This window comes from Streptomyces anthophorae (assembly GCF_049310305.1).
Classification (GTDB): domain Bacteria; phylum Actinomycetota; class Actinomycetes; order Streptomycetales; family Streptomycetaceae; genus Streptomyces.
On the sequence record NZ_JBLWQQ010000001.1, the window covers coordinates 1995729 to 2018174 of the forward strand.

The 22446-nt window shown below is 71.0% G+C and carries 18 protein-coding genes, 1 tRNA gene and 2 pseudogenes; 13 read left to right on the forward strand and 8 right to left on the reverse strand.

The genetic code is table 11. The features are described from left to right. Positions 1 to 31 precede the first annotated feature (31 nt). On the forward strand, positions 32 to 1507 hold the full coding sequence (locus ACNYS0_RS08980; protein ID WP_422472129.1) for an MFS transporter: 1476 nt from the start codon (positions 32 to 34) through the stop codon (positions 1505 to 1507). 40 nt (positions 1508 to 1547) lie between these two features. On the opposite strand, the gene ACNYS0_RS08985 is transcribed toward ACNYS0_RS08980, so the two are convergent. Further along, on the reverse strand, positions 1548 to 2576 hold the full coding sequence (locus tag ACNYS0_RS08985; RefSeq protein WP_422472130.1) for an Lrp/AsnC family transcriptional regulator: 1029 nt from the start codon (positions 2574 to 2576) through the stop codon (positions 1548 to 1550). A 117-nt stretch (positions 2577 to 2693) separates the two neighbouring features. Here ACNYS0_RS08985 and ACNYS0_RS08990 point away from each other — a divergent pair, with 117 nt between their 5' ends. The 3 genes from ACNYS0_RS08990 to ACNYS0_RS09000 all read left to right on the forward strand — a co-directional run bounded on the left by ACNYS0_RS08990 (position 2694) and on the right by ACNYS0_RS09000 (position 6130). Then, on the forward strand, positions 2694 to 3935 hold the full coding sequence (locus ACNYS0_RS08990; RefSeq protein ID WP_422472131.1) for a metal-dependent hydrolase family protein: 1242 nt from the start codon (positions 2694 to 2696) through the stop codon (positions 3933 to 3935). Further along, a complete protein-coding gene (locus ACNYS0_RS08995) occupies positions 3932 to 5536 on the forward strand; it encodes an AbgT family transporter (protein ID WP_422472132.1) in 1605 nt (534 codons plus the stop codon). The genes ACNYS0_RS08990 and ACNYS0_RS08995 overlap by 4 nt, the downstream gene beginning before the upstream one ends. A 102-nt stretch (positions 5537 to 5638) precedes the next feature. Beyond that, positions 5639 to 6130, forward strand: coding sequence for a lamin tail domain-containing protein (locus tag ACNYS0_RS09000; RefSeq protein ID WP_422472133.1), 492 nt, complete (start codon positions 5639 to 5641; stop codon positions 6128 to 6130). Between the two features lie 199 nt (positions 6131 to 6329). On the opposite strand, the gene ACNYS0_RS09005 is transcribed toward ACNYS0_RS09000, so the two are convergent. After that, the gene (locus ACNYS0_RS09005; protein ID WP_422472134.1) at positions 6330 to 6749 is read right to left on the reverse strand and encodes a PPC domain-containing DNA-binding protein; all 420 of its coding nucleotides are present in this window, start codon (positions 6747 to 6749) and stop codon (positions 6330 to 6332) included. A gap of 319 nt (positions 6750 to 7068) precedes the next feature. Between ACNYS0_RS09005 and ltnD the strand changes: the two are divergent. From ltnD to ACNYS0_RS09040, 7 genes and pseudogenes are all read left to right on the forward strand, one after another. Then, positions 7069 to 8019: pseudogene (gene ltnD, locus ACNYS0_RS09010) on the forward strand (L-threonate dehydrogenase); the annotation flags it as partial. 1 nt (position 8020) lies between these two features. After that, a complete protein-coding gene (otnK, locus tag ACNYS0_RS09015) occupies positions 8021 to 9319 on the forward strand; it encodes a 3-oxo-tetronate kinase (RefSeq protein ID WP_422472135.1) in 1299 nt (432 codons plus the stop codon). After that, complete coding sequence (locus ACNYS0_RS09020; RefSeq protein ID WP_422472136.1) at positions 9316 to 9996, forward strand: class II aldolase/adducin family protein; 681 nt, start codon at positions 9316 to 9318, stop codon at positions 9994 to 9996. The genes otnK and ACNYS0_RS09020 overlap by 4 nt, the downstream gene beginning before the upstream one ends. Before the next feature lie 57 nt (positions 9997 to 10053). Next, positions 10054 to 11361, forward strand: coding sequence for an MFS transporter (locus ACNYS0_RS09025; RefSeq protein WP_422472137.1), 1308 nt, complete (start codon positions 10054 to 10056; stop codon positions 11359 to 11361). A gap of 27 nt (positions 11362 to 11388) precedes the next feature. Beyond that, positions 11389 to 12186: a 2-oxo-tetronate isomerase gene (otnI, locus tag ACNYS0_RS09030; protein WP_422472138.1), complete on the forward strand. Its 798-nt coding sequence runs from the start codon at positions 11389 to 11391 to the stop codon at positions 12184 to 12186. Continuing rightward, positions 12183 to 13217: a D-erythronate dehydrogenase gene (gene denD / locus ACNYS0_RS09035; RefSeq protein ID WP_422472139.1), complete on the forward strand. Its 1035-nt coding sequence runs from the start codon at positions 12183 to 12185 to the stop codon at positions 13215 to 13217. The genes otnI and denD overlap by 4 nt, the downstream gene beginning before the upstream one ends. Before the next feature lie 4 nt (positions 13218 to 13221). Beyond that, the gene (locus ACNYS0_RS09040) at positions 13222 to 13986 is read left to right on the forward strand and encodes a FadR/GntR family transcriptional regulator (protein WP_422472140.1); all 765 of its coding nucleotides are present in this window, start codon (positions 13222 to 13224) and stop codon (positions 13984 to 13986) included. Positions 13987 to 14012: 26 nt separating this feature from the next. On the opposite strand, the gene ACNYS0_RS09045 is transcribed toward ACNYS0_RS09040, so the two are convergent. From ACNYS0_RS09045 to ACNYS0_RS09055, 3 genes are all read right to left on the reverse strand, one after another. Continuing rightward, a complete protein-coding gene (locus ACNYS0_RS09045) occupies positions 14013 to 15044 on the reverse strand; it encodes an ADP-ribosylglycohydrolase family protein (protein ID WP_422472141.1) in 1032 nt (343 codons plus the stop codon). Next, entirely contained in the window at positions 15041 to 15262 is a 222-nt protein-coding gene (locus ACNYS0_RS09050) for a DUF6508 domain-containing protein (RefSeq protein ID WP_422472142.1), read from the reverse strand. Before ACNYS0_RS09050 ends, ACNYS0_RS09045 begins: the two co-directional genes overlap by 4 nt. 213 nt (positions 15263 to 15475) lie before the next feature. Next, positions 15476 to 16639, reverse strand: coding sequence for an acyl-CoA dehydrogenase family protein (locus tag ACNYS0_RS09055; protein WP_422472143.1), 1164 nt, complete (start codon positions 16637 to 16639; stop codon positions 15476 to 15478). A gap of 219 nt (positions 16640 to 16858) precedes the next feature. On the opposite strand from ACNYS0_RS09055, the gene ACNYS0_RS09060 reads away from it, so the two are divergent. Together ACNYS0_RS09060 and ACNYS0_RS09065 are read left to right on the forward strand one after the other, a co-directional pair. After that, positions 16859 to 18043, forward strand: coding sequence for a CaiB/BaiF CoA transferase family protein (locus ACNYS0_RS09060; RefSeq protein WP_422472145.1), 1185 nt, complete (start codon positions 16859 to 16861; stop codon positions 18041 to 18043). Between the two features lie 71 nt (positions 18044 to 18114). Beyond that, positions 18115 to 19519: pseudogene (locus ACNYS0_RS09065) on the forward strand (purine-cytosine permease family protein). A gap of 22 nt (positions 19520 to 19541) precedes the next feature. On the opposite strand, the gene ACNYS0_RS09070 reads toward ACNYS0_RS09065, so the two are convergent. From ACNYS0_RS09070 to ACNYS0_RS09080, 3 genes are all read right to left on the reverse strand, one after another. After that, positions 19542 to 21002 carry a PucR family transcriptional regulator gene (locus ACNYS0_RS09070; protein WP_422472147.1) on the reverse strand — a complete coding sequence of 487 codons (1461 nt, stop codon included), beginning with the start codon at positions 21000 to 21002 and terminating at the stop codon, positions 19542 to 19544. A gap of 247 nt (positions 21003 to 21249) precedes the next feature. After that, a complete protein-coding gene (locus ACNYS0_RS09075; RefSeq protein ID WP_422472149.1) occupies positions 21250 to 21993 on the reverse strand; it encodes an SDR family NAD(P)-dependent oxidoreductase in 744 nt (247 codons plus the stop codon). A gap of 348 nt (positions 21994 to 22341) precedes the next feature. Continuing rightward, positions 22342 to 22426: transfer RNA gene (locus ACNYS0_RS09080), tRNA-Leu, on the reverse strand. Positions 22427 to 22446: the final 20 nt, after the last annotated feature.

The following is a 22446-nucleotide window of genomic DNA, read 5'->3' on the forward strand; positions in this document are numbered from 1 at the left end:
CGCAGCACATCAGCACCCCCGGAAGGCCCCCGTGAGCTCCACTTCCTCCCTGCCCTCACCCACGCCGGCGGAGGCGGCGTCAGGACCGGTGCCGATCCGGTCCGCGGCCGACGTCTCCGATCTGGTCAACTCCGGTACGGCGCGCGGCAAGCACGCCCGGATGATCGTGATCATCGCGCTCGGCGGCATCTTCCTCGACGCGTACGACCTCAGCTCGCTCGCGTACGGGCTCCCCGACATCACGAAGCAGTTCGGCCTCAGCTCGACGATGGCCGGCGTCGTCACCGCCTCGATCAGTGTCGGCTCGCTGATCGGCGCGCTCGTCGGCGGCTGGCTCGTGGACCGAATAGGCCGCTACCGGGTCTTCATGGCCAACATGCTGTTCTTCGTCGTGACGGCGTTGGTGTGCGCGGTCGCGCAGGACGCGTGGACGCTGATCGGCGCCCGTTTCGTGATGGGCATCGGCGTCGGCATGGACATCCCGGTCGCCATCGCGTTCCTCGCCGAGTTCTCCCGGCTGCGCGGCAAGGGCAGCAAGGGCTCGCGCACGGCCGCCTGGTCGCCCGCCTGGTACGCGGCCACCAGCGGCTGCTACCTCGTCATCATGGCGCTGTACTTCCTGCTGCCCGACGCCCACCTGGGCTGGCTGTGGCGCTTCACCGTCGGCTTCGGCGCCGTCCCCGCGCTCGTGGTCCTGCTGCTGCGCCGCCGCTACATGAACGAGTCCCCGACCTGGGCCGCCGACCAGGGCGACCTGGAGGGCGCGGCGGGCATCCTGCGGCAGTCGTACGGGGTGGACGCCTACGTCCCGGACGACGTACAGGGGAAGACGGAGCGTCCGCAGCGCCCCGGGCTCGCCTCCTACGCGCGCCTGTTCAAGGGCCCGTACCGCAGCCGCACCATCCAGTCGGTGGCGGTCGGCCTCGCGGAGACCTTCGGCTACAACGCGGTCGCGTTCGGCCTGCCGATCATCATCGCCACGCTCATGACGCAGGGGCCGCTGACCACCATCGCGTCGTCCTTCACCCTGAACCTCGTCTTCGCGCTGACCGGTGGACTGCTCGGCATCCGCTGGGCCTCGACGAAGGGCGCCTGGCCGATGATGTCGCTGGGCTTCGCGATCCAGCTGGTGGCGATCACGGTGCTCGCGCTCATCGGACAGCCCTCGGGCACGGCCGTCGTGACGGCGGGCATCCTGATGCTGGGGGCGTTTATGTTCGCCCAGGGATTCGGGCCCGGCGCACACATCATGAGCTACGCCTCGCTGGGCTTCCCCACCTCGATGCGCGGTGTCTCCATCGGCTTCAACCAGGCGGTGCTGCGCCTCGGTTCGACGCTCACGCTGTTCTTCTTCCCGATCCTCAGCACCGGCCTCGGCACCGGGGTGTACTGGGTCATTCTCGGCGCGCCCGTCCTCGGCCTCGTCGCACTGCTCGTGAAGCGCTGGGAGCCGGTGGGCTTCGACGCGGACGCGGAGGAGCGGGAGCTCGCTCTCCGGTCGGCCTGATCGGTCTCCGGCGGGCCTGATCGGTCTCCGGCGGGCCTGATCAGTCGCCCGTCGATCTGAGGGGTACCGCGCCCACGCTGTGTCCACGCCGGTCGAGGAGTCGGCCGGCGTGCTTCAGCGTGCGCAGCACCACCGCGCGCTCCGTGATGCGCAGGCCGAGGTCGGCGAGGCGGCGGTTGAGGAGGGCCTCCGTGGTGTGCACCTCGGCGAGCGTGCGCAGCCAGATGTCGAGGATGAGGTTGTGGGTGCCCGCGGTGATGCTGCACATGCGCAGGCCCGGAAGGGTGCGCAGGGCCTGCACGGCCGGGTCCAGGTTCTCGGCGGGCACGGACCCGAAGTAGACGGCCGACACCGGGAATTCCGTGAGCGGCCGGGCCAGGGTGCAGCGCAGCGAGAGGCGTCCGCCGGCGGTCAGGGCGCGCAGCCTGCGGCGGACGGTGGCGGTGCTCGCCCCGGTGGCGCGGGCCAGGCCCGACAGCGGCATCCGCCCGTCGCCGCCGAGCGCGTGCGCGATGCGCCGGTCGATGGGGCGTATCGGCTCGTCGGGGACGGGGCTCTCGGTGTCCGCATACTCGGGCCGCAGTACCGCGCGCTGGGCCGGTGTGAGGCTCCGCAGCCGCCACTGCGCGCCCTCGAAGGGCACCGCCGTGATGACATGGATCCGGGTGCCGCGCACCCCGGACAGCCGGGAGATCCGCTCCCCGGTGTACTGGGCGAGGTCGTCGAACGACGAGGCACCCACGATGGCCAGCAGATCGCGCCCGCCCGACGTCTGCTTGAGGCTGAGCATCCGGGAGTCCGCCGCGAGCGAGGTCAGCACGTCCTCCGGCAGATGCCCGCCGGTGTCGATCTCGACCTGCGCGTACACCGACCCCTCGTCGCGGTCGAGCGCGAGATACCCGTCGACCCAGGCGGCCCCGCTGCGCGCGAGCCGCTCCCAGCGCCGGGCGGCGGTGACGGGGTCGATGCCGAGGGCCTCGCCGATGAGCGTCCACGGGGCGCGGGTGTTGATCTGAAGGGCGTGCACGAGCGCGAGATCGAGCTCGTCGATCCGGGCACGGTCCGGCACAGAGGGTTCCGAATGCTGCGTTCTCACGGTGGCCGAAATCCTGCACAGATAGGTGGACCAGGTCAGGTTCCTGCGATTTTACGTGTTCGTCATCGCCGAATCCGACAGTGTTCGCTCATGAGTTCCCAACAGCCTTCCTCGCTCCGCATCACCGACGCCCGCCTCATCGACGGCACCGGCGCCGATCCCGTCGACAACGCCACGCTCGTCGTCGACGCCGAGGGCCTCATCGCCTACGCGGGCCCTGCGGCGACGGCGCCGGACGCCCAACCCGGCGTACGCACCATCGACGCGGGCGGCCGCACCCTCCTGCCCGGATTCATCGACACCCACGTCCACCTCGGTGTCGAGTCCGCACGCCAGATGGTGCGCCGCTACGAGCAGGACACCACGGTCGAGACCTTCCGCACCGCCGAGCGGCTGCGCGCCACCCTCGACGCGGGTGTCACCACCGTGCGCGACCTGGGCGGGCTGCCGGCCGGTTACCGCACGGCCGTCGAGCAGGGCCTGACCACGGGACCGCGCATCCACACGGCGGTCCGCATCCTCTCCCACACCGGCGGCCACGCCGACTTCGCCACGGAGTGCGGCTTCGATCCGAGCTCCGGGATGGGCGAGATCGCCGACACCCCGGACGAGGTGCGGCTCGCGGTGCGCAAACTGCTGCGCTCGGGCGCCGATGTCATCAAGGTGTGTGCCACGGGCGGCATGTCGAGCCCGTACGACCACCCCGACGACGAGGGCCTGACCGAGGACGAGATCCGTACGGTCGTCGAGGAGCTGGCCCGGCACGGCGGCCGCCCGGTCGCCGCGCACGCGCAGGGCACGGCGGGCATCCTCAACGCGATCCGCGGCGGTGTCACCAGCGTCGAGCACGGCTACGGCATGTCGGCGCAGGCCCGTGAACTCGCGGGCGAGCGCGGCACGTTCGTCGTCCCGACGCTGTCCACGGTCTTCGACGGCATCGACAAGGCCACGATGGAGCCGTACCACTACGAGAAGAAGGTCCGCTGGTCCGGGATCACCAAGGAGAACATCTCCGCGGCGATCTCCGAGGGCGTGCGGATCGCCATGGGCACGGACGCGGCGATGGTCCCGCACGGCCGCAACCTGCGCGAGCTCACCCACCTCGTGGCCCTCGGCATGACACCACTGCGGGCCATCACCACCGGCACCCGCTCCGCCGCCGAACTCCTCGGCCTCGACACCGAGATCGGCACGCTGGAGCCGGGCAAGCAGGCCGACCTGGTGCTGTGCGAGGGCGACCCGCTCGCCGACATCACGCTGCTCGCCGACCCGGCGAACGTCGTCCTCGTCGCGCAGGGCGGCACACTCCGCAAGAACGGACTCGGGACATGACGACACACGCGCCGGCCCCGGAGAAGGAGCCCACCAGAGCGGGGTTCATCGACAAGGCCATGTCCGGCATCGAGCGGGTGGGCAACAAGCTCCCCCACCCGGTCCTCCTCTTCCTCGGCCTGTTCGTGCTGGTCGGCGCCGCGTCCACCGCGCTCGCGGCGGCCGGGGCGACGGTGCGGATACCCGGCGAGGACAAGACGGTCGCCGTGCAGGGGGTGTTCACCGGGGACGGCGTGGTCTGGCTCCTGGAGAACTTCATCCCCAACTTCACGGGCTTCCCGTCGCTCGGCACGGTGCTCCTGATGATGGCCGCGGTCGGCGTGGCCGAACGCACCGGTCTCCTGGAGACGATGGTGCGCGCCTCGATCTCCCGCGCCCCTCGGTGCCTCCTGCCCTACCTGGTCGCCTTCGTGGCGGCGCAGGCCCACCTGATGAGCGACGTGGCGATCCTGGTGATCCCGCCGCTGGCCGCGCTGGTGTTCAAGAACGCGGGCCGCAACCCGGTCGCGGGCCTGATCGGCGGCTTCGCCTGCGTGTGCGCGGGGTACGCGGCGGGCTTCACGATCGGCGCGCTCGACGCCCTCTACACGGGCATCACCCACCAGGCCGCGCAGGTCCTCCCGCAGGGCGCGGACGCCCCGACGCACATCCTGATCAACTACTTCTACACGGCGTCGGCGAGCGTCGTCCTCGCCCTCATCGGCGGCTTCCTCATCTCACGGGTCCTGGAACCGCGGCTGCCGCAGCCGACCGGGGACGGCACCCAGACGGACGGCGTCCGGCCGGACGGCGAAGCCACCACGGGCGAAGTCACCACGGGCGAAGTCACCACGGAGGTCACCGCCCTCCAGCGCCGGGGCATGCGCCGCGCGGGCCTGGTGGTCCTCGCCTACGCCGCCGTGGTCATCACCTGCTGGCTGCTGCCCGGCTCCCCGCTGCGCGGCGAGGGCGGGGCGCTGGTCCCCTCCCCCGTCCTGGACGGCATCGTGCCGCTCCTCTTCGTGGCGTTCCTCCTGGCCGGCGCGGTCTACGGCCGTACGGTGAAGGCGGTCACCCGCTTCGAGGACGTGCCGCGCATGATGGCCGACGCGATCACGGGCATGTCCGCGTACATCGTCCTGATCCTGGTCATCGCGCAGGTCATCGGCGTCTTCGACTGGACGAACCTGGGCACGCTGCTCGCGGTGAAGGGTGCGGCGCTGCTCGAATCGGTGGGCCTGGCCGGCTACTTGGGCCTGGTGGCCTTCGTCCTGCTGGTGTGCGTCCTCAACCTGTTCATCACGTCGGGCTCGGCGCTCTGGTCCCTGGTGGCCCCCGTCTTCGTCCCGGCCTTCATGCTGCTGCACATGGAACCGGCGGTCACCCAGGCGGCGTTCCGCATCGGCGACTCGGCCACCCAGATGATCACTCCCCTCAACCCCTACGTCTTCCTGCTCCTCACGGTGCTCAAGCGCTACGAACCGGAGGCCCAACTCGGCTCCCTGCTCTCACGGTTGTCGGTGTTCGTGGTGCCGTTCCTGGTGGCGTGGCTTGCGGTGCTCGGCATCTTCTACGGCTTCGACATACCGCTGGGGCCGGGAGCCTCGATCAGCACACCCTGACCCGAGTCCGACGTGCACACATTTCCTGCACACGGCCGCTACGGCCCGTTCACATGGCATATGCTCGCGGGGCACCAATGAAACGAATGAGGGGGGAACCTCATGCGCTACCGCTACGCCCTGCCCGCAGCCGCCGCCGTCGCCGCTCTCGCCGCGACCGTGTCTCCCGCACAGGCCACCGAGTACTCCTCGGCCCTGAAGATCAGGGGCGTTCAGTACGACGCCCCCGGCCGGGACGACAACCGCTGCTCGGGCGGCAACACCAAGAACGAGTACCTGACCATCAAGAACTACTCGCGCACCGCGACGGTCAACCTCAAGGGGTACCTCGTGAAGGACGCCGCGGGGAACCGCTTCAAGTTCACCGCGAGCCACTCCCTTCAGCCGGGTGACTACGTGAAGCTGCGCGGCGGCAACGGCAGCGACTCCGACGCGAACAACGTCGTCTACCGCGACAACTGCAACTTCATGTGGAACAACGACAAGGACACCATCTACCTGTACAAGCCCTCGGGCCCCCGCTCGGACGTCCACTCCTACAAGGCATCGACGAACGACCGGGACCACAACGGGTACATAGCCTTCCACGGCTGACCGGGACCGACCTGATCGGTGCGGCCGAGGACTTCCGGGCCGCCCAACAGGTGGGGGGAACGGGCGAGTTGAACTTCGCCCGGGCACAACGCGCCCACGGCGGCGTCGGCGACCTCGCGTCCGTCGACGGCCGCCGTGGGCGCCGCCTCGTGATCACCTCGCTGCGACACACTCCCGGCGCCGCCTCCGGACCCGCGCCTCAAGACGGACTGATCAGTGCGAGCCCCAGTTCCGGGCGGTACACCTTCGCCAGTTCCGCGGGGCTGTCGCGAACGATCACCTCGAGGGTCGGCCACACCCGGCCCTCCAGGAGATGACCGCCGCGCGTCGTGCCGTCCGCGAGGCCCAGCACGGTGTGCAGGTGTGCGGTCGGGCCGTCCTCGCCGACGGCGATGTCCCCGAGCAGGGACAGCACCTCGCACTGCCGGCCCACCGTGGTGGGGCGGTAGTCCTTGGCGTCCCGGTCGAACCACCCCACGACGGCCCGCGAGAACGCACCCACGGCCGTGACCTGGGAGGCCCCGAGGGAGCGGGCGCGGGCGAAGTCCGTGATCCCGGCGAGGGCCTCCTCGCCCTCGTCGAGCACGAGGACGTAGACCGCCGCCGGGGAGTGCTGCACTTGTTGGCCACTTCATGTGTGGCCGGGTCCCCGGCCCGCCGGTGCGGAAACCGGCGGGCAGGGGGCCTTCCGCCTCCTGGGCGCACATCTGGAACTCCGCGACCTGCGGCGTCGCGTCCCCGCCAGCGATCTCGAGCGTGAGCTTCCGTCCGAGGTCGGGTCCGGCCCGGCCGGCTTGCAGTCGCCCACCGTCACCCATCTGTGACCGGCATCACCCTGTACTCCGCGTTGACGTCAGGTCATCATATGACCTGCGCTCGACGGCCCCACGGGCCTCGACCCATGGCCCCTCGGCCCACGCGAGAGACAGGGACAGACACCCATGCACGACCAGGATCACCCGGCACCGACCGCATCCACCACCCGCGTGGGCGTCGTCGGACTCGGGGCCATGGGGCTCGGCATGGCGCGCAGCCTGCGCGCCGCCGGGTTCCACGTGGCGGTCCACGACCTGCGCGCCGACGTGGCCGCGGCCTTCGCCGACGAGGGCGGCGCCGCGTACGACACGGCCGGTGACCTGGCGGCCGACGTCGACGTCCTGGTCGGTGTCGTGGTCAACTCGGCGCAGGTCGAGTCGGTCCTCTTCGGGGACGGCGGCGCGGCCCACCGGCTGCGCCCCGGCTCCGTCTACGTCATGTGCTCCACCGTCGACCCGACCTTCTCCGCCCAACTGGAGGGCAGGCTCGGCGAGTTGGGTGTCCGTTTCCTCGACGCCCCGATCTCCGGCGGCGCCGCCCGCGCAGCCACCGGTGAGCTGACGATGATGACCTCCGGCGCCCCGGAGGCGTACGCGCTCGCCGACCCCGTGCTCGACGCGATGAGCGCCACGGTCTACCGCCTCGGTGACACCGCGGGCCTCGGCTCCAAGGTCAAGATCGTGAACCAGCTGCTCGCGGGCGTGCACATCGCCGCCGCCGCGGAGGCCATGGCCCTCGGCATCAAGGCGGGCGTGCCGGCCGAGGCGCTGTACGAGGTGATCACGCACAGCGCGGGCAACTCGTGGATGTTCGAGAACCGCATGGCCCATGTGCTGGCCGGGGACTACACACCGCTCTCGGCCGTCGACATCTTCGTCAAGGACCTCGGCCTCGTCCTGGACTCCGCCCGCCCCGAGAAGTTCCCGCTGCCGCTGTCCGCGACCGCCCACCAGATGTTCCTCCAGGCCTCCGCGTCCGGTCTCGGCGGCGAGGACGACAGCGCGGTCATCAAGATCTTCCCGGGCATCGAGCTGCCCGGGCAGCACCACCTCAACGACGAGAAGGATGCCTGACGTGCCCATCCGCCTCGGCTGCATCGCCGACGACTTCACCGGCGCCACCGACCTCGCCAACAACCTGGTGCGCGCGGGCATGCGCGTGGTCCAGCTGATCGACGTACCCGCACCGGACACCGAGACACCGCAGGACACCGACGCGGTCGTCATCGCCCTCAAGTCGCGGACCGTCCCCGCGGCCGAGGCCGTCGACTCCTCGCTGCGCGCCCTGGAGTGGCTGCGCTCGGCGGGCGCCGAGCAGATCTACTTCAAGTACTGCTCGACGTTCGACTCGACACCGGCCGGCAACATCGGCCCGGTCACCGAGGCGCTGATGGACGCGCTCGGCACCGACTTCACCGTCGCGACACCCGCGTTCCCCGACAACGGCCGCACGGTCTTCAAGGGACACCTCTTCGTGGGTGATGTGCTGCTCGGCGAGAGCAGCATGCGGCACCACCCGCTGACTCCGATGACCGACTCCAATCTGGTGTCGGTGCTGGACGCGCAGACCGTGCGGCCCGTCGGGCTCATCGACCACAGGGCCGTCGCGGCCGGCCCCGAGGCCGTCACCGCGCGGATCGAGGAGCTGCGGGAGGACGGTGTCGGCGCCGCGGTCGTCGACGCGGTGTCGAACGACGACCTGGTGCGTCTGGGCGCGGCGGTCGCCGGACTGCCGCTGGTCACCGCCGGTTCGGGCCTCGCCATCGGGCTCCCCGCGAACTGGGGCATCGAGCCCTCCCCCGAGGCCGCCGAGCTCCCCGCCGCCTCCGGCCACTCGGCGGTCGTCGCCGGTTCCGTGTCCGCGGCCACCAACACACAGGTGCGGGAGTTCCTCGCCACCGGCCGCCCCGGCTTCAGCGTGGATCCGCTGCGGATCGCGGCGGGCGAGGACGTGGCCGCCGAGGCGCTCGCCTTCGCCGACGCCCATCTGTCGTCCGAAGGACCGGTGCTCGTCTACTCGACCGGGTCCCCCGACGCCGTACGCGACGTGCAGGGGCGGCTCGGGGCCGCGGAGGCCGGGGAACTGGTGGAGCGGACGCTCGCGCGCGTCGCCCAGGGCCTCGTCGAGCGCGGGGTGCGGCGGCTCGTCGTCGCGGGTGGCGAGACCTCGGGCGCCGTCGTGCAGGCCCTCGGCCTGACCGGGCTGCGGATCGGCCCGCAGATCGATCCGGGTGTGCCGTGGTGTGCGGCGTCGCTCGCCGACGGTGACACCCTTCACATCACCCTCAAGTCGGGGAACTTCGGCGGCCCGGACTTCTTCACGGCGTCCTTCGGCAAGCTCAGCGAGAGCGAGAGCGAGAGGGAGTCCCGGTGACACTCGACCCCAAGTCCCCTGTCGACACGGCGCGTTCGGAGATCGTCCGCGTCGGCACCAGCCTCTTCGACCGCGGCTACGTCCACGCCAGCGCCGGCAACATCAGCGCCAGGCTCGACGACGGCCTCGGCCACCTCATCACCCCGACCGACGCGGCCCTCGGCTTCCTGGAACCCGAGCGGCTCGCTCTCGTCGACGCCGATGGTGTGCAGGTCGCGGGCGACCGTGCCAGCAAGACACTGACACTCCACCGCCGGATCTACGAGGCCGATCCCACGGCCCGCTTCGTGATCCACACCCACTCCACACACCTGGTCGCGCTCACGCTCGCCGGTGTGTGGGACCAGGACGACGTCCTGCCGCCCCTCACCCCGTACTACGTGATGAAGGTGGGACACGTCCCGCACATCCCGTACCACCGGCCCGGCGACCCGCGCGTCGCCGACCTGGTGACCGAGCGGATCAACTCCCGTGCCGCACAGGGGACTCCGATCCGCGCGGTCCTGCTCGACCGCCTCGGCCCCGTGGTCTGGGGCCCGGACGCCGCCTCCGCGCTCGCCGTCCTCGAAGAGCTCGAGGAGACGGCCCGCCTCTGGCTGACGACCGACCGCAAACCCACCCCCCTCCCCGAAGACGCCATCGCCGAACTGAGAGCCACGTTCGACGCGGCGTGGTGACACCCGCCCTGTCCCCTCCGCTCCCGCACCACTGAGCCGCACAAGGAAGTGCCCCTCATGTCCACGACCGTCCCCACGGCCGACACCCCCGAACTCGCGCGTGAGAACGCCGTGTTCCGCAAGGTGATCCGCCGCATCGTCCCCTTCCTGATCCTCTGCTACGTGGTCTCCTACCTGGACCGCGTGAACGTGGGCTTCGCCAAGCTCCAGATGTCCTCGGACCTCGGCTTCAGCGAGGCGGCCTACGGGCTCGGAGCCGGCCTCTTCTTCATCGGCTACTTCTTCTTCGAGGTCCCCTCGAACCTGCTGATGCAGAAGGTCGGCGCCCGCACCTGGATCGCCCGCATCATGATCAGCTGGGGCCTGGTGTCCGCGGCGTTCGCCTTCGTCAACAGCGAGGCGACGTTCTATGTCCTCCGCTTCCTGCTCGGCGCGGCCGAGGCCGGCTTCTACCCCGGCGTGATCCTCTACTGCACGTACTGGTTCCCGTCCCAGCGCCGGGCCCGCGTCATCGCGATGTTCATGTCGGCGATCCCCGTCGCGGGCATCTTCGGCAACCCGCTCTCCGGCTGGATCATGGACGTCTTCGACAACGCCGCGGGCTGGAGCGGCTGGCAGTGGCTGTTCGTCGTGGAGGCGATCCCCGCCCTCGTCATCGGTGTCGTCTGCCTGTTCTGGCTGGACAACAGCGTGCGCGACGCCAAGTGGCTGACCGACGACGAGAAGTCCGTCATCGAGAACGCCCTCGCCGCCGACGCCACCCACCACACCGTCCACGGCCGCGCCCTCGACGCCTTCCGCAACGGCAAGGTGTGGCTGATGTGCCTCATATACTTCTGCTTCGTGATGGGCCAGTACGCGCTGACGTTCTGGATGCCGACGTTCGTGGAGACCACGGGCGTCAAGGGCGGCCTCGCGATCGGCGTCCTGAGCGCCGTCCCGTACCTGGCCGCGCTGATCGCCATGAACCTCTTCGGCTTCTCCGCCGACAAGCGTCGCGAGCGCCGCTGGCACCTGGTGATCCCGTCCCTGATGGGCGCCGTCGGCTTCTCGATGGCGGCGAGCTTCACCGGTTCGACCGTGCTGGCCCTCGTCGCCCTGTCGATCGCGGCGGCCGGCGTGCTGACCTGCGCCCCGCTGTTCTGGTCGCTGCCGACCGCGTTCCTCGGCGGCACGGCGGCCGCGGCGGGCCTCGCCGCGATCAACTCGGTCGGCAACCTCGCCGGGTTCGTCAGCCCGTACATGATCGGCGCGCTGAAGGACGCGACCGGTTCGACGGCCATCCCGATGTACGTTCTGGCCCTCGCGCTCGTCATCGGTGCGGCGGCCGTCCTGACGACGAAGAAGGACGTCGTCAACCGCTGACGCACCCCCCTCTACAAAGGAGACACCATGCCGAGGTTCGCGGCGAACCTTTCCACGCTGTATCCCGAGCACGACTTCCTGGACCGCTTCGCCGCGGCCTCGGCGGACGGCTTCGAGGCCGTCGAGTACCTCTTCCCGTACGCGTACGGGACCGGGGAACTCCGCGCCCGCCTCGACGAACACGGCCTGCGCCAGGTCCTGTTCAACGCCCCGCCCGGCGACTGGGACGGCGGCGAGCGCGGCATCGCTGCGCTCCCGGGCCGCGAGTCCGAGGTCCGCGAGGGCGTCGACCGGGCCCTGGAGTACGCGGCCGCGCTCGGCAGCCCGCGTGTGCACATGATGGCGGGCCTCGTGCCCGAAGGTGTGTCGCGCGCCGCGTGCCGGGACACCTACCTGAGCAACCTGGCGTACGCGGCCGAACAGGCGGCTCCCGCCGGGGTCGACATCCTGATCGAGCCCATCAACACCCGCGACATGCCGGGCTACTTCCTGAACCACCAGGCGGACGCCCACGCCGTCGTACGCGAGGTGGGCGCACCCAACCTGAAGGTCCAACTCGACCTGTACCACTGCCAGATCGTCGAGGGCGATCTCACGGCCACCCTCCGCCGCGACCTGCCGACGGGCCGCGTGGGCCACCTTCAGATCGCGGGCGTCCCCGACCGCCACGAGCCCGACGCGGGCGAGCTGAACCTCCGTCACCTGATGGAAGTCGTCGACGAGTTGGGCTTCGACGGCTGGATCGGCTGCGAGTACCACCCCAGGGCCGGCACGAGCGAGGGTCTCGGCTGGCTGAAGAACATGCAAGGAGAGCAGTACGCATGAGGATCGTCATCACGGGCGGCTTCGGCTTCCTGGGCCGCCAGGTCGCCGAGGCCCTGCTGGAGCGGCGCACGTTCGAGGGCGCGCCCATCGACCGCCTGACACTGGCCGACAAGTTCGTTCCCGACGAGTCACCGCTCATGGCGGACGAGCTGGTCGACGTGGTGCGGGGCGACCTCACGGACCACCTCACGGAGCTGTTCGCCGAGCCGGTCGACGTGGTCATCCACCTCGCGGCCGCGGTGTCGTCGGAGTGCGAGGCCGACTTCGACCTCGGCATGACGGCGAACCTGGACACGACCCGCGCCCTCCTCCAAGCGGCCCGCGCCCAGTCCGAGGCGGGCGGCCCGTCCGTACGTCTCGTGCTCGCCAGCAGCGTCGCGGTCTACGGCTCCGACGCGGCGCTCCCGCTGCCGCCCGTGGTCAGCGAGTCGACGCTGCCCACGCCGCAGTCCAGCTACGGCGTGCAGAAGCGGGTCTGCGAGCAGCTGGTCGCCGAGTACACGCGCCGCGGTTACGTGGACGGCCGTGTGACGCGCCTGATGACGGTGTCGGTGCGCCCCGGCAAGCCGAACGCCGCCGCCTCGGGCTTCCTGTCCGGCGTGGTCCGCGAGCCGCTCGCGGGCCTCCCCGCGGCCTGCCCGGTGAGCCCGCAGACGCGGGTGGCCCTGGCCTCCCCGCGCCGCACGGTGGAGGGCATCCTGCGGGTGGCCGAGGCCGAACGCGGCACGCGGGACGGCCAGTTGACCGGCAACATCCCGGTGAACCTCCCGGCCCTGACGGTCACGGTCGCCGAGATGCTGGACACCCTGCGCGAGGTGGCGGGCGACGCCGTGGCCGACCTGGTGACGGTGGCCCCGGACCCGGCCGTGGAGGCGATCGTCGGCTCGTGGCCTGCCGCCTTCGACAACACCCGCGCGGCGGCGCTCGGCCTCACCGCCGACCCCGACTTCGCCTCGGTGGTCCGGCAGTACGTCGCCGACCACCCGGACGCGGTCACCGCCGAGGTGTCCCCGGCCACGTCGATAGACTGACGTCATGTTCAACAAGGTGGACGGGCCCGTGCGGCTCGCCGATCGCGTCGCGGCGATGCTCACCGAGGAGATCGAGTCGGGCCGGCTGAGCGAGGGCGACAAGCTGCCGACCGAGGTCGAGCTCGTCAAGCAGCTCGGCGTGAGCCGCACGGTGATCCGCGAGGCCGTCTCCCGGCTGCGCAACGCGGGACTGGTGGAACCCCGCCAGGGCAGGGGCGTCTTCGTGCTGCCCCGCCGCATCCGTCCCCTTGATCTGGAGGGCGACACCGAGTCGTCGGGCACGCTGGCGAAGGTCCTCCAGATCGTCGAGGTCCGCCGCGCGATGGAGTCCGAGGCCGCCCATCTCGCGGCGAGCCGCGCGCAGCCCGCCGACATCGTGCGGATGCGCGCGGCGCTCGCCGCGATCGACACGGCGGTGGCGGCGGGCGGTGACGGCACGGACGAGGATCTCGCCTTCCACCGCTCCATCGCCGAGTCGACGGGCAACCCGGTCCTGGTCTCCACGGTCCGCTACCTCGGCGAGGTCTCCCGCGGCGGCATCCGCGTCACCCGTGCCAACGAGGCCCGCCGCGACGACTTCTTCGAGGCGGTCCGCCACGAGCACCAGGCGATCCTGACCGCCATCGAATCCGCCGACCCCAAGGCGGCCCGCACGGCGGCCCGCCGCCACATGAAGCACGCGGCGGCCCGCCTCCAGAAGGCGGACCCGGAGTTCTGGGACGACGCGGAGGGCCTGGAGGTCCCGGTCGACCCGGACGAGAGGGCCTGAACCCGTCCGGGGAAACCTGCTCGGCCTCAGGCCTCCTCGTCCCACTCCCCGCCCAGCGCGAGCAGCTCTTTGCTGTGCTCCACCTGGGAGATCCACTCCGGGGGCCAGCCCGCGATCCCGTGGTAGGCCCCCGCGAAGGCGCCGGTGAGCGCGGCGATCGAGTCGGAGTCGCCGGACGTGCACGCGGCACGCCGCACCGCCGCGACCGGGTCGTCGGGGAAGAGCAGGAAGCACAACAGGCCGGTGGCCAGGGCCTCTTCGGCGATCCATGCGGCGCCCGTCGCCAGGCACGGATCGGCCTCGGGGTCGACCCCGCCCGGCGCGGCGGCAGCGGCCAGGCGTTCGAGGACGCTGATGCACTCCTGCCAGCCCCCGTCGACGTAGGCCGCCCCCTGAGGTGCGAGGTCGCCGAGCCACTGTCCCCAGCCGGGCGGCGGCGTGAGGACCGAGGCGCGCGCGTAGGCGAGCAGCAGCTCGGGCAGGAGCGCGGGCGCGGTGCCGTGGGCGAGCAGCCGGATCGCGTACGCGGTCAGGTCGCTGGCGGCGAGGGCGGTGGGGTGCCCGTGCGTGAGGGCGCTCTGCAACTGGGCGATCAGGGCGCGGTGATGCGGTTCCACACCGGGGACGAACGCGACCGGCGCGACGCGCATGTTGGCGCCGCAGCCCTTGGAGTTCGGGAGCGTGGCCTGCGCCCACGGCGTCCCCTCGCGCAGGGCGCGGCACGCGGTCATGCAGGTGTTGCCGGGGGCGATGCCCGGGTGATCGAGCCAGGCACCGAACCGCTCGATGAGCGCGCCGGTCACCCGCTGGGTCTGAGCGAGCCCACCGTCCCCCTGCACCTGGCGCAGGGCACGCGCCACCGCGAGCGTCATCTCGGTGTCATCCGTGACGAGCGCGACACCGTCGTGCCGCACGGGCAGCCGCATCCCGCGCCAGGGCCCGAACTCGGCCTCGATACGGGTGACGGGCGTGAGGAACTCGGTGGGCTGCCCCATGGCATCGCCGATGGCGGAACCGATGAGGGCGCCGGTGGCGGGGCGTTTGTTGGGGGTGCTCACGAAGGTGTGGTCCTTCCGGTGGGACGTGCTGGGTGTGCTGGACGTGCTTCGAGTACCCGCACGGCGAAGGCGAGCGAGCCGTTCTCCAGGCCACCGGCGATGCAGCCGTCCCCGAAGCGTTCACCTCGTACGACACCGGTGAGCAGGCGGACGGCGTCGGGGTCGAGCCGGTCGAGCAGCACGGCATCGTCGGCCGGCGCGTCGGCCGGCCGATTCATTCTCGTCGTCCCTTCGCCGGCCGAAGCCGGGCAGGGCGTCGCCTGGTCCCCTGGCTGACGTGCATCATGTGTCTCTTTTCCCCCGTGCGTGGCGCAGAGATCATGCAATCACAGGCGTACGTGCACGTCGCAAGGCCGGTTCCGGTTCTCAACGCCCGGGACGCCAGGTCAGAACTGGACGCGGGGGCCTGAGCCACCCGCGCCCCGGCCCGCTCACCGTGCTCGCAGCAGTTGGCGGGCCATCACGATCCGCTGGATCTGGTTGGTGCCCTCGTAGATCTGGGTGATCTTCGCGTCGCGCATCATGCGCTCGGCGGGGAAGTCCTGGGTGTAGCCGTAGCCGCCGAGCAGTTGCACCGCGTCGGTGGTCACCACCATCGCGACGTCCGAGGCCAGGCACTTGGCGGCCGCGCCGAAGTACGTCAGGTCGGGCGACCCCGCGCTGCTGCGGGCGGCCGCCGCGTAGACCATCTGTCGTGCCGATTCGACCTTCATCGCCATGTCGGCGAGCAGGAATTGGACTCCCTGGAATTCGGCGACGGCCTTGCCGAACTGCTTGCGCTCCTGCACATAGCCGACCGCGAGGTCGAGGGCTCCCTGCGCGATGCCGAGGGCCTGGGCCGCGACCGAGACCCGCGTGTGGTCCAGGGTCCCGAGCGCCACACGCATCCCCCTCCCCCGCTCGCCGAGCAGGCGGTCGCCGGGGATCCGGCAGCCGTCGAAGTACACCTCGCGGGTGACCGAGCCCTTCAGCCCCATCTTCCGCTCGGGCTCTCCGTACGTGATGCCGGGATCGTCCGCGTGCACGACGAAGGCGGAGATGCCCCGGGATCCGGCACCGGGATCGGTGACCGCGAAGACGATGAGGTAGCCGGCCACACCGGCGGAGGTGATCCAGGTCTTGACGCCGTCGAGCACCCACTCGTCGCCGTCGGCCACCGCCCGACAGCGCATCGCGGCGACGTCGCTGCCCGCCTCCCGCTCGCTGATGGCGTACGCCATCAGCGCCCTGCCGGCGGCGACTTCGGGGAGGTAGCGCCGCTTCTGCTCCTCGGTCCCTGCGAGCAGCAGCGGTACGACCCCGAGCTTGTTGGAGGTCTGGACGGTGGAGGACGAGGCACACACACGGGCGACCTCCTCGACCGCGATGGCGGCGGCGATGGCGTCGACGCCGTCGCCCTCGTACTCCTCGGGGACGCCGGGGGCGTGCAGCCCGGCCGCCACGAGCGTCTTGTAGTTGTCGTGCGGGAAGCCGCCCCGGGCGTCGACCTCCGCGGCCCGTGGCCCGAGTTCCTTCTCCGCGAGGGCCCGCGCCGCGGCGCGGAACTCGTCGTACATCGGGGGCAGCAGGTACGGCGTGGTGGCGTGCTCGGTCATGGCGCGGCCTTTCAAAGGTGAGCGGGTCGGTAGCGGGGAGGGCGGCACGGACGAGTGCCGCGGCCCGGCTCCATTCCGGGTCACGACGCCTGGCCGTGCCAATGTGCGCACGCACGAACTTCGGCCCACTGATCGTGCGCCCGCACATCGACCTCGCGGTGGCCGCAGCCATACGTTCCGCATGCCGGATGCGATCCACCGAGTGAAAGGCGCGAGGCGATGACCGTTCTTCAGGGGCTGCGAGTGCTCGATCTGAGCCGGGTGCTGGCGGGCCCGTACTGCACCGCCCTGCTGGCAGATCTCGGCGCGGACGTGGTGAAGGTCGAGCCGCCGGCCGGTGACGACGCCCGGCACCTCGGCCCCTTCCGGGACGGCGAGAGCGTCTACTTCGCCCAGCTCAACCGCGGCAAGCGGAGTATCGCGCTCGATCTGAAGAACCCCGACGACCACGCGCTGCTGCTGCGGCTCGTCGAGCGTGCCGACGTCTTCGTCGAGAACTTCCGCCCCGGTGTCGCCCAGCGCCTCGGCATCGATCACCCCGCGCTCGCCGCGGTCAACCCGCGTCTGGTCTACGCGAGCATCTCGGGTTTCGGGCAGAGCGGTCCGATGCGGGAGCACCCCGCGTACGACCTGATCGTCCAGGCGATGTCCGGCCTGATGGCCGGGACGGGCACCCCGGGCGGCCCGCCCACCAGGGTGGGTGAGTCGGTCGGCGACCTGATGGCCGGACTGTTCGCCTCGTGGGCCATCAGCTCCGCCCTGTACGACCGGGAGCGCGGCGGACGTGGCCGGTACATCGACATCGCCATGCTCGACTCGCTGGTGGCGCTGCAGGTGACCGCGATGAGCCTGGTCACGGCGACCGGGCAGCTGCCGGGCCGGGTCGGCAACCGGCATCCGGTCTCCACACCGTTCGACACCTATCGCACCGCCGACGGCCTCGTGGCGATCGCGGTGGCGAGCGACTCGGTCTTCGATCGGTTCGCTGCCCTGGTGGGGCGGCCCGACCTGCCGTCCGATCCGCGGTTCCACGACGACACCGCCCGCTCGCGCCACGTCGAGCAGGTACGGGAGATCACCGAGGAGTGGTCGTCGACCCTCACCACGGACCAGGCCCTGAAGCTCGCGCAGGAGGCGGGGGTACCCGCCGCGCCGATCTGGGAGCTGACCGACGCGCTGCGCAGCGAACAGATCCAACAGCGAGGTCTGATCGGCGAGTTCGACCACCCCGTGCTGGGCCCCACCCCGTACCTGCGCCAGCCGGCGCAGTTCGGGGACGCCTCCCCTGCCCCGACCGCCCCGAGCCCAGGACTCGGCGCGCACGCCGACGACGTCGTCGCGCAATGGCTCTCCGGAGGCGAGGGCGGGAACGGCGACAGGAACCGGGACGCCACACGCCCGTAGTTCCGAACGCAGGCAGAACGCACTCAGCACACACGCAGATCCGAGGCACACCACCGAAGAGGGACATGCACATGGCAGGCGTGGTAGAGCAGCACTCGATCGACGTGGTCCCCGATGCCGAACGGCACGGGACCGCCTTCAGCCAGTTCACCCTGTGGCTGGGCGCCAATCTCCAGATCACCGCAGTCGTCACCGGAGGGCTTGCCGTCGTCTTCGGCGGCGGCGCCTTCTGGTCGATCGTCGGCCTGTTGGTCGGCAATCTCCTCGGCGGCGCGGTGATGGCCCTGCACTCGGCGCAGGGCCCGCGCCTCGGGCTCCCGCAAATGATCTCCAGCCGGGCCCAGTTCGGAGTCCGGGGCGCCGTAGTGCCGCTGGCTCTCGTCATCGTCATGTACGTCGGGTTCTTCGCCAGTGGCAGCGTCCTCGCCGGTCAGGCGGTCGGCGAGCTCACGCATCTCGGTGACACGACCGGCATCGTCGTCTTCGCGCTGACCACCGCGGTCACGGCCGCCGTCGGCTACCGCCTCATCCACACCCTCGGCAGAATCGCCAGCGTCGTGTGCGCGCTCGCCTTCGTCTACCTCGGCATCCGTCTCCTGGAACAGGCGGACCTGTCCGCGCTGTTCGCCGACCGCGCCTTCGACCTGCCGACCTTCCTCCTCGCGGTCTCGCTCTCCGCGTCCTGGCAGCTCGCCTTCGGCCCGTATGTCGCCGACTACTCGCGCTACCTGCCCCGCGCCACCTCCACCCGGGCCACGTTCTGGTGGACGCTGGCCGGCTCGGCCCTCGGCTCCCAGTGGTCGATGACCTTCGGTGTCCTCGCGGCGGCCGCCTCGGGCAGCGCCTTCGTCGACAACCAGGTGGGGTACGTCATCGGCCTCGGCGGCGCGGGCCTGACGGCCTCGTTCCTCTACTTCGTCATCGCCCTGGGCAAGTTGACCATCAATGTGCTCAACACCTACGGCGGTTTCATGTCGTTGGTGACCGGCGTCAGCGGATTCCGAGGCCAGCGGTACCTCTCCCCCGCGGCTCCGCGCCGCCTACATCGCCGGCATCATGGCCGTCGGGACAGCGGTCGCCCTCGTCGGCAAGGACAGCTTCCTGACCTCCTTCAAGGACTTTCTGCTGTTCCTCCTCACGGCGTTCACCCCCTGGTCGGCGATCAACCTGGTCGACTACTACGTCATCGCCAAGGAGCGCTACGATCTGCCGGCCCTGAGCGACCCGCACGGCCGGTACGGGGCCTGGCGTTGGAAGGCCATCGGCGTCTACGTCGTCGGCCTGCTGGCCCAACTCCCTTTCCTCGTCACAGGTTTCTACACCGGCCCGCTGGTGGCACCGCTCGGCGGTACGGACATCTCCTGGATCGTCGGACTCACCGTCCCGGCCGCTCTCTACTGGGTGTTGTGCCGTCGCGACACCGCCCACATACCGGAGCGCACGATCCTGCACCCCGCGGATGCGACTGCTGCCTAGGGCCGGATCACAACGACAGGTCCTACGTGTCGGCGTCGAGCGCGGTCAGCGCGAGCCACATTTCCATGCGGTCGGCGAGGCGGCCGAGGTCGCGGCCGGTGAGTTGCTCGATCAGCCGCAGCCGGTAGCGCAGGCTGTTGCGGTGGAGGGTCAGCTCTCGGGCGGTCGCGGCGGGCGAGCAGTCGTGAGCGAGGTACGACCGCAGGGTGGTGACGAGTTCCGCCCGGTGCTCCTCGTCGTGGCTCAGCAGCGGAGCGAGCACGGCGTGCCCCAACTCCCGCAACGGCAGGTCCAGGTTGCCCATCAGCAGGCCGGCGATGCTCAGCGGCGCCGCCCGGTGCACACCGGGACCGGCCTGTGCCGCCTGGCGCGCCTCGAAGTAGCCGAGCCGCAGCCCGCTCACTCCGCGTCGGGGCTCCGCCACCCCGACACGGACCTGTGGGTCCAGCACGCTCAGATGGCCCGCGACCGTCCCGGCCGCGCCCTCGGCGTCGACGCCGCCCGGCACGACGACCATCACCGTGTCGTCGATCAGGGCGGTGGGCAGCCGGTCCCCCGCCCGCTCCAGGAGCGGCCCCAGCGTCCACGGCAGACTGCGCAGCCGCGCGGGGTCGCCGGCGACCCGGGCGACCACGACCGCGTGGGGGCCTTCCGTGGCGAGCCCGTGGGAGGCCAGCCGGCGGCGGGCGTCACCGTCCGAGACCGTGCGGTGCAGGACGTCCTCCAGAAGCTGACCGAGCAACTCCCGCCGCCCGGTGAGCACAGCCTGGTGGCGGGCCACTTCGAGCCCGAGGATGCTCGTGGCGAACGACAGGATGTCCTGGCGCCGCGTGGCCTGCCGGGTGCGCAGCTCCGCGACCGGGACACCGTCCACGACGACCGGCACGGATGCCCCCGTACCGGCCATGGAGGTGTCCGGCCAGCGGCTCGACGCGGGGTGGCGGGCGAGGACGTGACCACCCGGCTCGACGACGGCCACGGGCCCCGCCCCCAGTTCCCGGTGCAGCCGCCGGAGCAGCCCGCGCAGCCCGTGCCCGGAGAGCAGCTCGCGGACCAGCTGGTCCTGCAGGGTGACGGCCGAGCGCACCGCGTCGTACCGCTGCGCGAAGATCCGGTCGGCGACCCAGCGGCTGATCTGCACGAACGGCACCTCGACCGGCGAGCCGATGAGCGCGAGGCCGGCCCGTTCGGCGACCTCGACGGCAACGGGCGGCACTTCCTGGTGCACGAGCCCGGTGCCGAAACAGAGCGCGGCCACCGGCAACTCCGCCAGCCGTTCCAGCAGCCCGGCCCACTCGGCGTCGTCCCGGTCCAGCATGCCGGTCGTCATCACCAGCTCGTCCCCGCGCAGGAACGGCAGTGGGTCCGGCAGCTCCGTCGTGGACACCCAGCCGATCCGCCGGTCCACGTCGTGACAGTGGCTGGTCAGCGCCCGAAGCCGCAGGGACGGTTCGGCGAGGAGATCGGCGACGGAAACGGACACGGGGCGATTGTGCATCAGCCCGGATCACCGCCGGCAGGCGGGACGACGCGCTTCACCCAATGGGCCTGTTCGGCATCTCGTCTCACACCGCAATGCGGCACATCACCGCGCCCCACCCCGAACGCACAGCGAAGCTCCCCCGATACGGCGAGCACACGGCGCGGGGAGGTCAGGTCGGCTCTGGCCATGAGCACCGTGTCGGGGCTGTGAAGGGCGAACTCCATCCAGCCCACGCACGCTCACCCCCTCACTGCCGACTCTCCCGGTCCCGCAGCCATTGTCCGAACTCGTCGGCGACGATGCGCTCGTCATGCACGTCGGCCGCGTCGTCGGAGGCCAGCCAGACGATGGGCGGGCCCATCACCGCGGGACTCAGAAATCCGTGGCCCTCGGAGACGACGTCCTGGGGCAGCATCCCGGTGACCGTCGCGCCTCCGGGCAGCAGCAGGTTGACGGTGACGCCCGTGCCCCGCAGGTCGGCCGCCATGATGTGGGACAGCGCCTCGCTGCCGGCACGCGACGGGCCGTAGGGAACGAAGCCGGCGCGTCGCATGGTCGAGTGGTTCATCGAGATGTTGACGATGCGGCCACCACCGGAGGCCAGCATCCGTGGCGTGATCTCGCGGGCGACCAGGAAGTAGCCGGTCAGGTTGGTGTCGATCACTGCGCGGAAGGCGTCGGACGGTACCTCCCAGAAACCCTGCGGCTGTGTCATGAAGCGCGGGTTGACCGTGCGCATGCCGATGCCGGCATTGTTCACCAGCATGTCGATGCCGCCGAGCCGCGACCACACTCGGTCGACGGCCCTGGCCACCGACGACTCGTCGCGCACGTCCATTTCGACGCCGATCGCCCCCGGCAGTCCCGCGGCGACGGACTCCGCACGTTCGCCGGAGCGCCCGGTCAGCGCGACGGAGGCTCCCGTCGCGGCCAGGGCGGAGGCCATGGCGAGTCCGAGTCCGCTCGTCCCGCCGGTCACCAGCACCTTCATCGGATCACCTCTGTCCTGAGAACCGGCCGGGCCGGGTCAACGATCGCGTTCACCGCCGCGTTCACGGTCGCCGTTCGCGAGCCTGGTCCTCGGTGGCAGAGCGTATCCGTGGGCGGAAGTCCGTGATCGCCAATATAGGGACTGAAGCACGCTCGAAGTCGGGCTGCGGCCGCTGCCGTGGCCCGTGCGGGTGGCATGCCCGAGGCCGTACCGGCATTGCCGTTCGTCCGGGTGACGTGGCCTGCATGCGCCTCAGCGGGCTGAGATCACTCCCGCTCCGCACGGGCCACAGAGCTCCAGCAACGACAAATCCCCACGGTCTCAGAGAAACCGTGGGGAAATGGTCCGTGTCCGAGGGGGGACTTGAACCCCCACGCCCGATAAAGGGCACTAGCACCTCAAGCTAGCGCGTCTGCCATTCCGCCACCCGGACAAGGTGTTCGCCGCTTCCGG

Coding starts and splice junctions, on each gene's coding strand:
- ACNYS0_RS09040 (WP_422472140.1), top strand. CDS start 13,222: ATGTTCAACAAGGTGGACGGGCCCGTGCGGCTCGCCGATCGCGTCGCG.
- ACNYS0_RS09025 (WP_422472137.1), top strand. CDS start 10,054: ATGTCCACGACCGTCCCCACGGCCGACACCCCCGAACTCGCGCGTGAG.
- ACNYS0_RS09000 (WP_422472133.1), top strand. CDS start 5,639: ATGCGCTACCGCTACGCCCTGCCCGCAGCCGCCGCCGTCGCCGCTCTC.
- denD (WP_422472139.1), top strand. CDS start 12,183: ATGAGGATCGTCATCACGGGCGGCTTCGGCTTCCTGGGCCGCCAGGTC.
- otnI (WP_422472138.1), top strand. CDS start 11,389: ATGCCGAGGTTCGCGGCGAACCTTTCCACGCTGTATCCCGAGCACGAC.
- ACNYS0_RS09075 (WP_422472149.1), bottom strand. CDS start 21,993: ATGAAGGTGCTGGTGACCGGCGGGACGAGCGGACTCGGACTCGCCATG.
- ACNYS0_RS09050 (WP_422472142.1), bottom strand. CDS start 15,262: ATGAATCGGCCGGCCGACGCGCCGGCCGACGATGCCGTGCTGCTCGAC.
- ACNYS0_RS08995 (WP_422472132.1), top strand. CDS start 3,932: ATGACGACACACGCGCCGGCCCCGGAGAAGGAGCCCACCAGAGCGGGG.
- ACNYS0_RS09060 (WP_422472145.1), top strand. CDS start 16,859: ATGACCGTTCTTCAGGGGCTGCGAGTGCTCGATCTGAGCCGGGTGCTG.
- ACNYS0_RS08990 (WP_422472131.1), top strand. CDS start 2,694: ATGAGTTCCCAACAGCCTTCCTCGCTCCGCATCACCGACGCCCGCCTC.
- ACNYS0_RS09055 (WP_422472143.1), bottom strand. CDS start 16,639: ATGACCGAGCACGCCACCACGCCGTACCTGCTGCCCCCGATGTACGAC.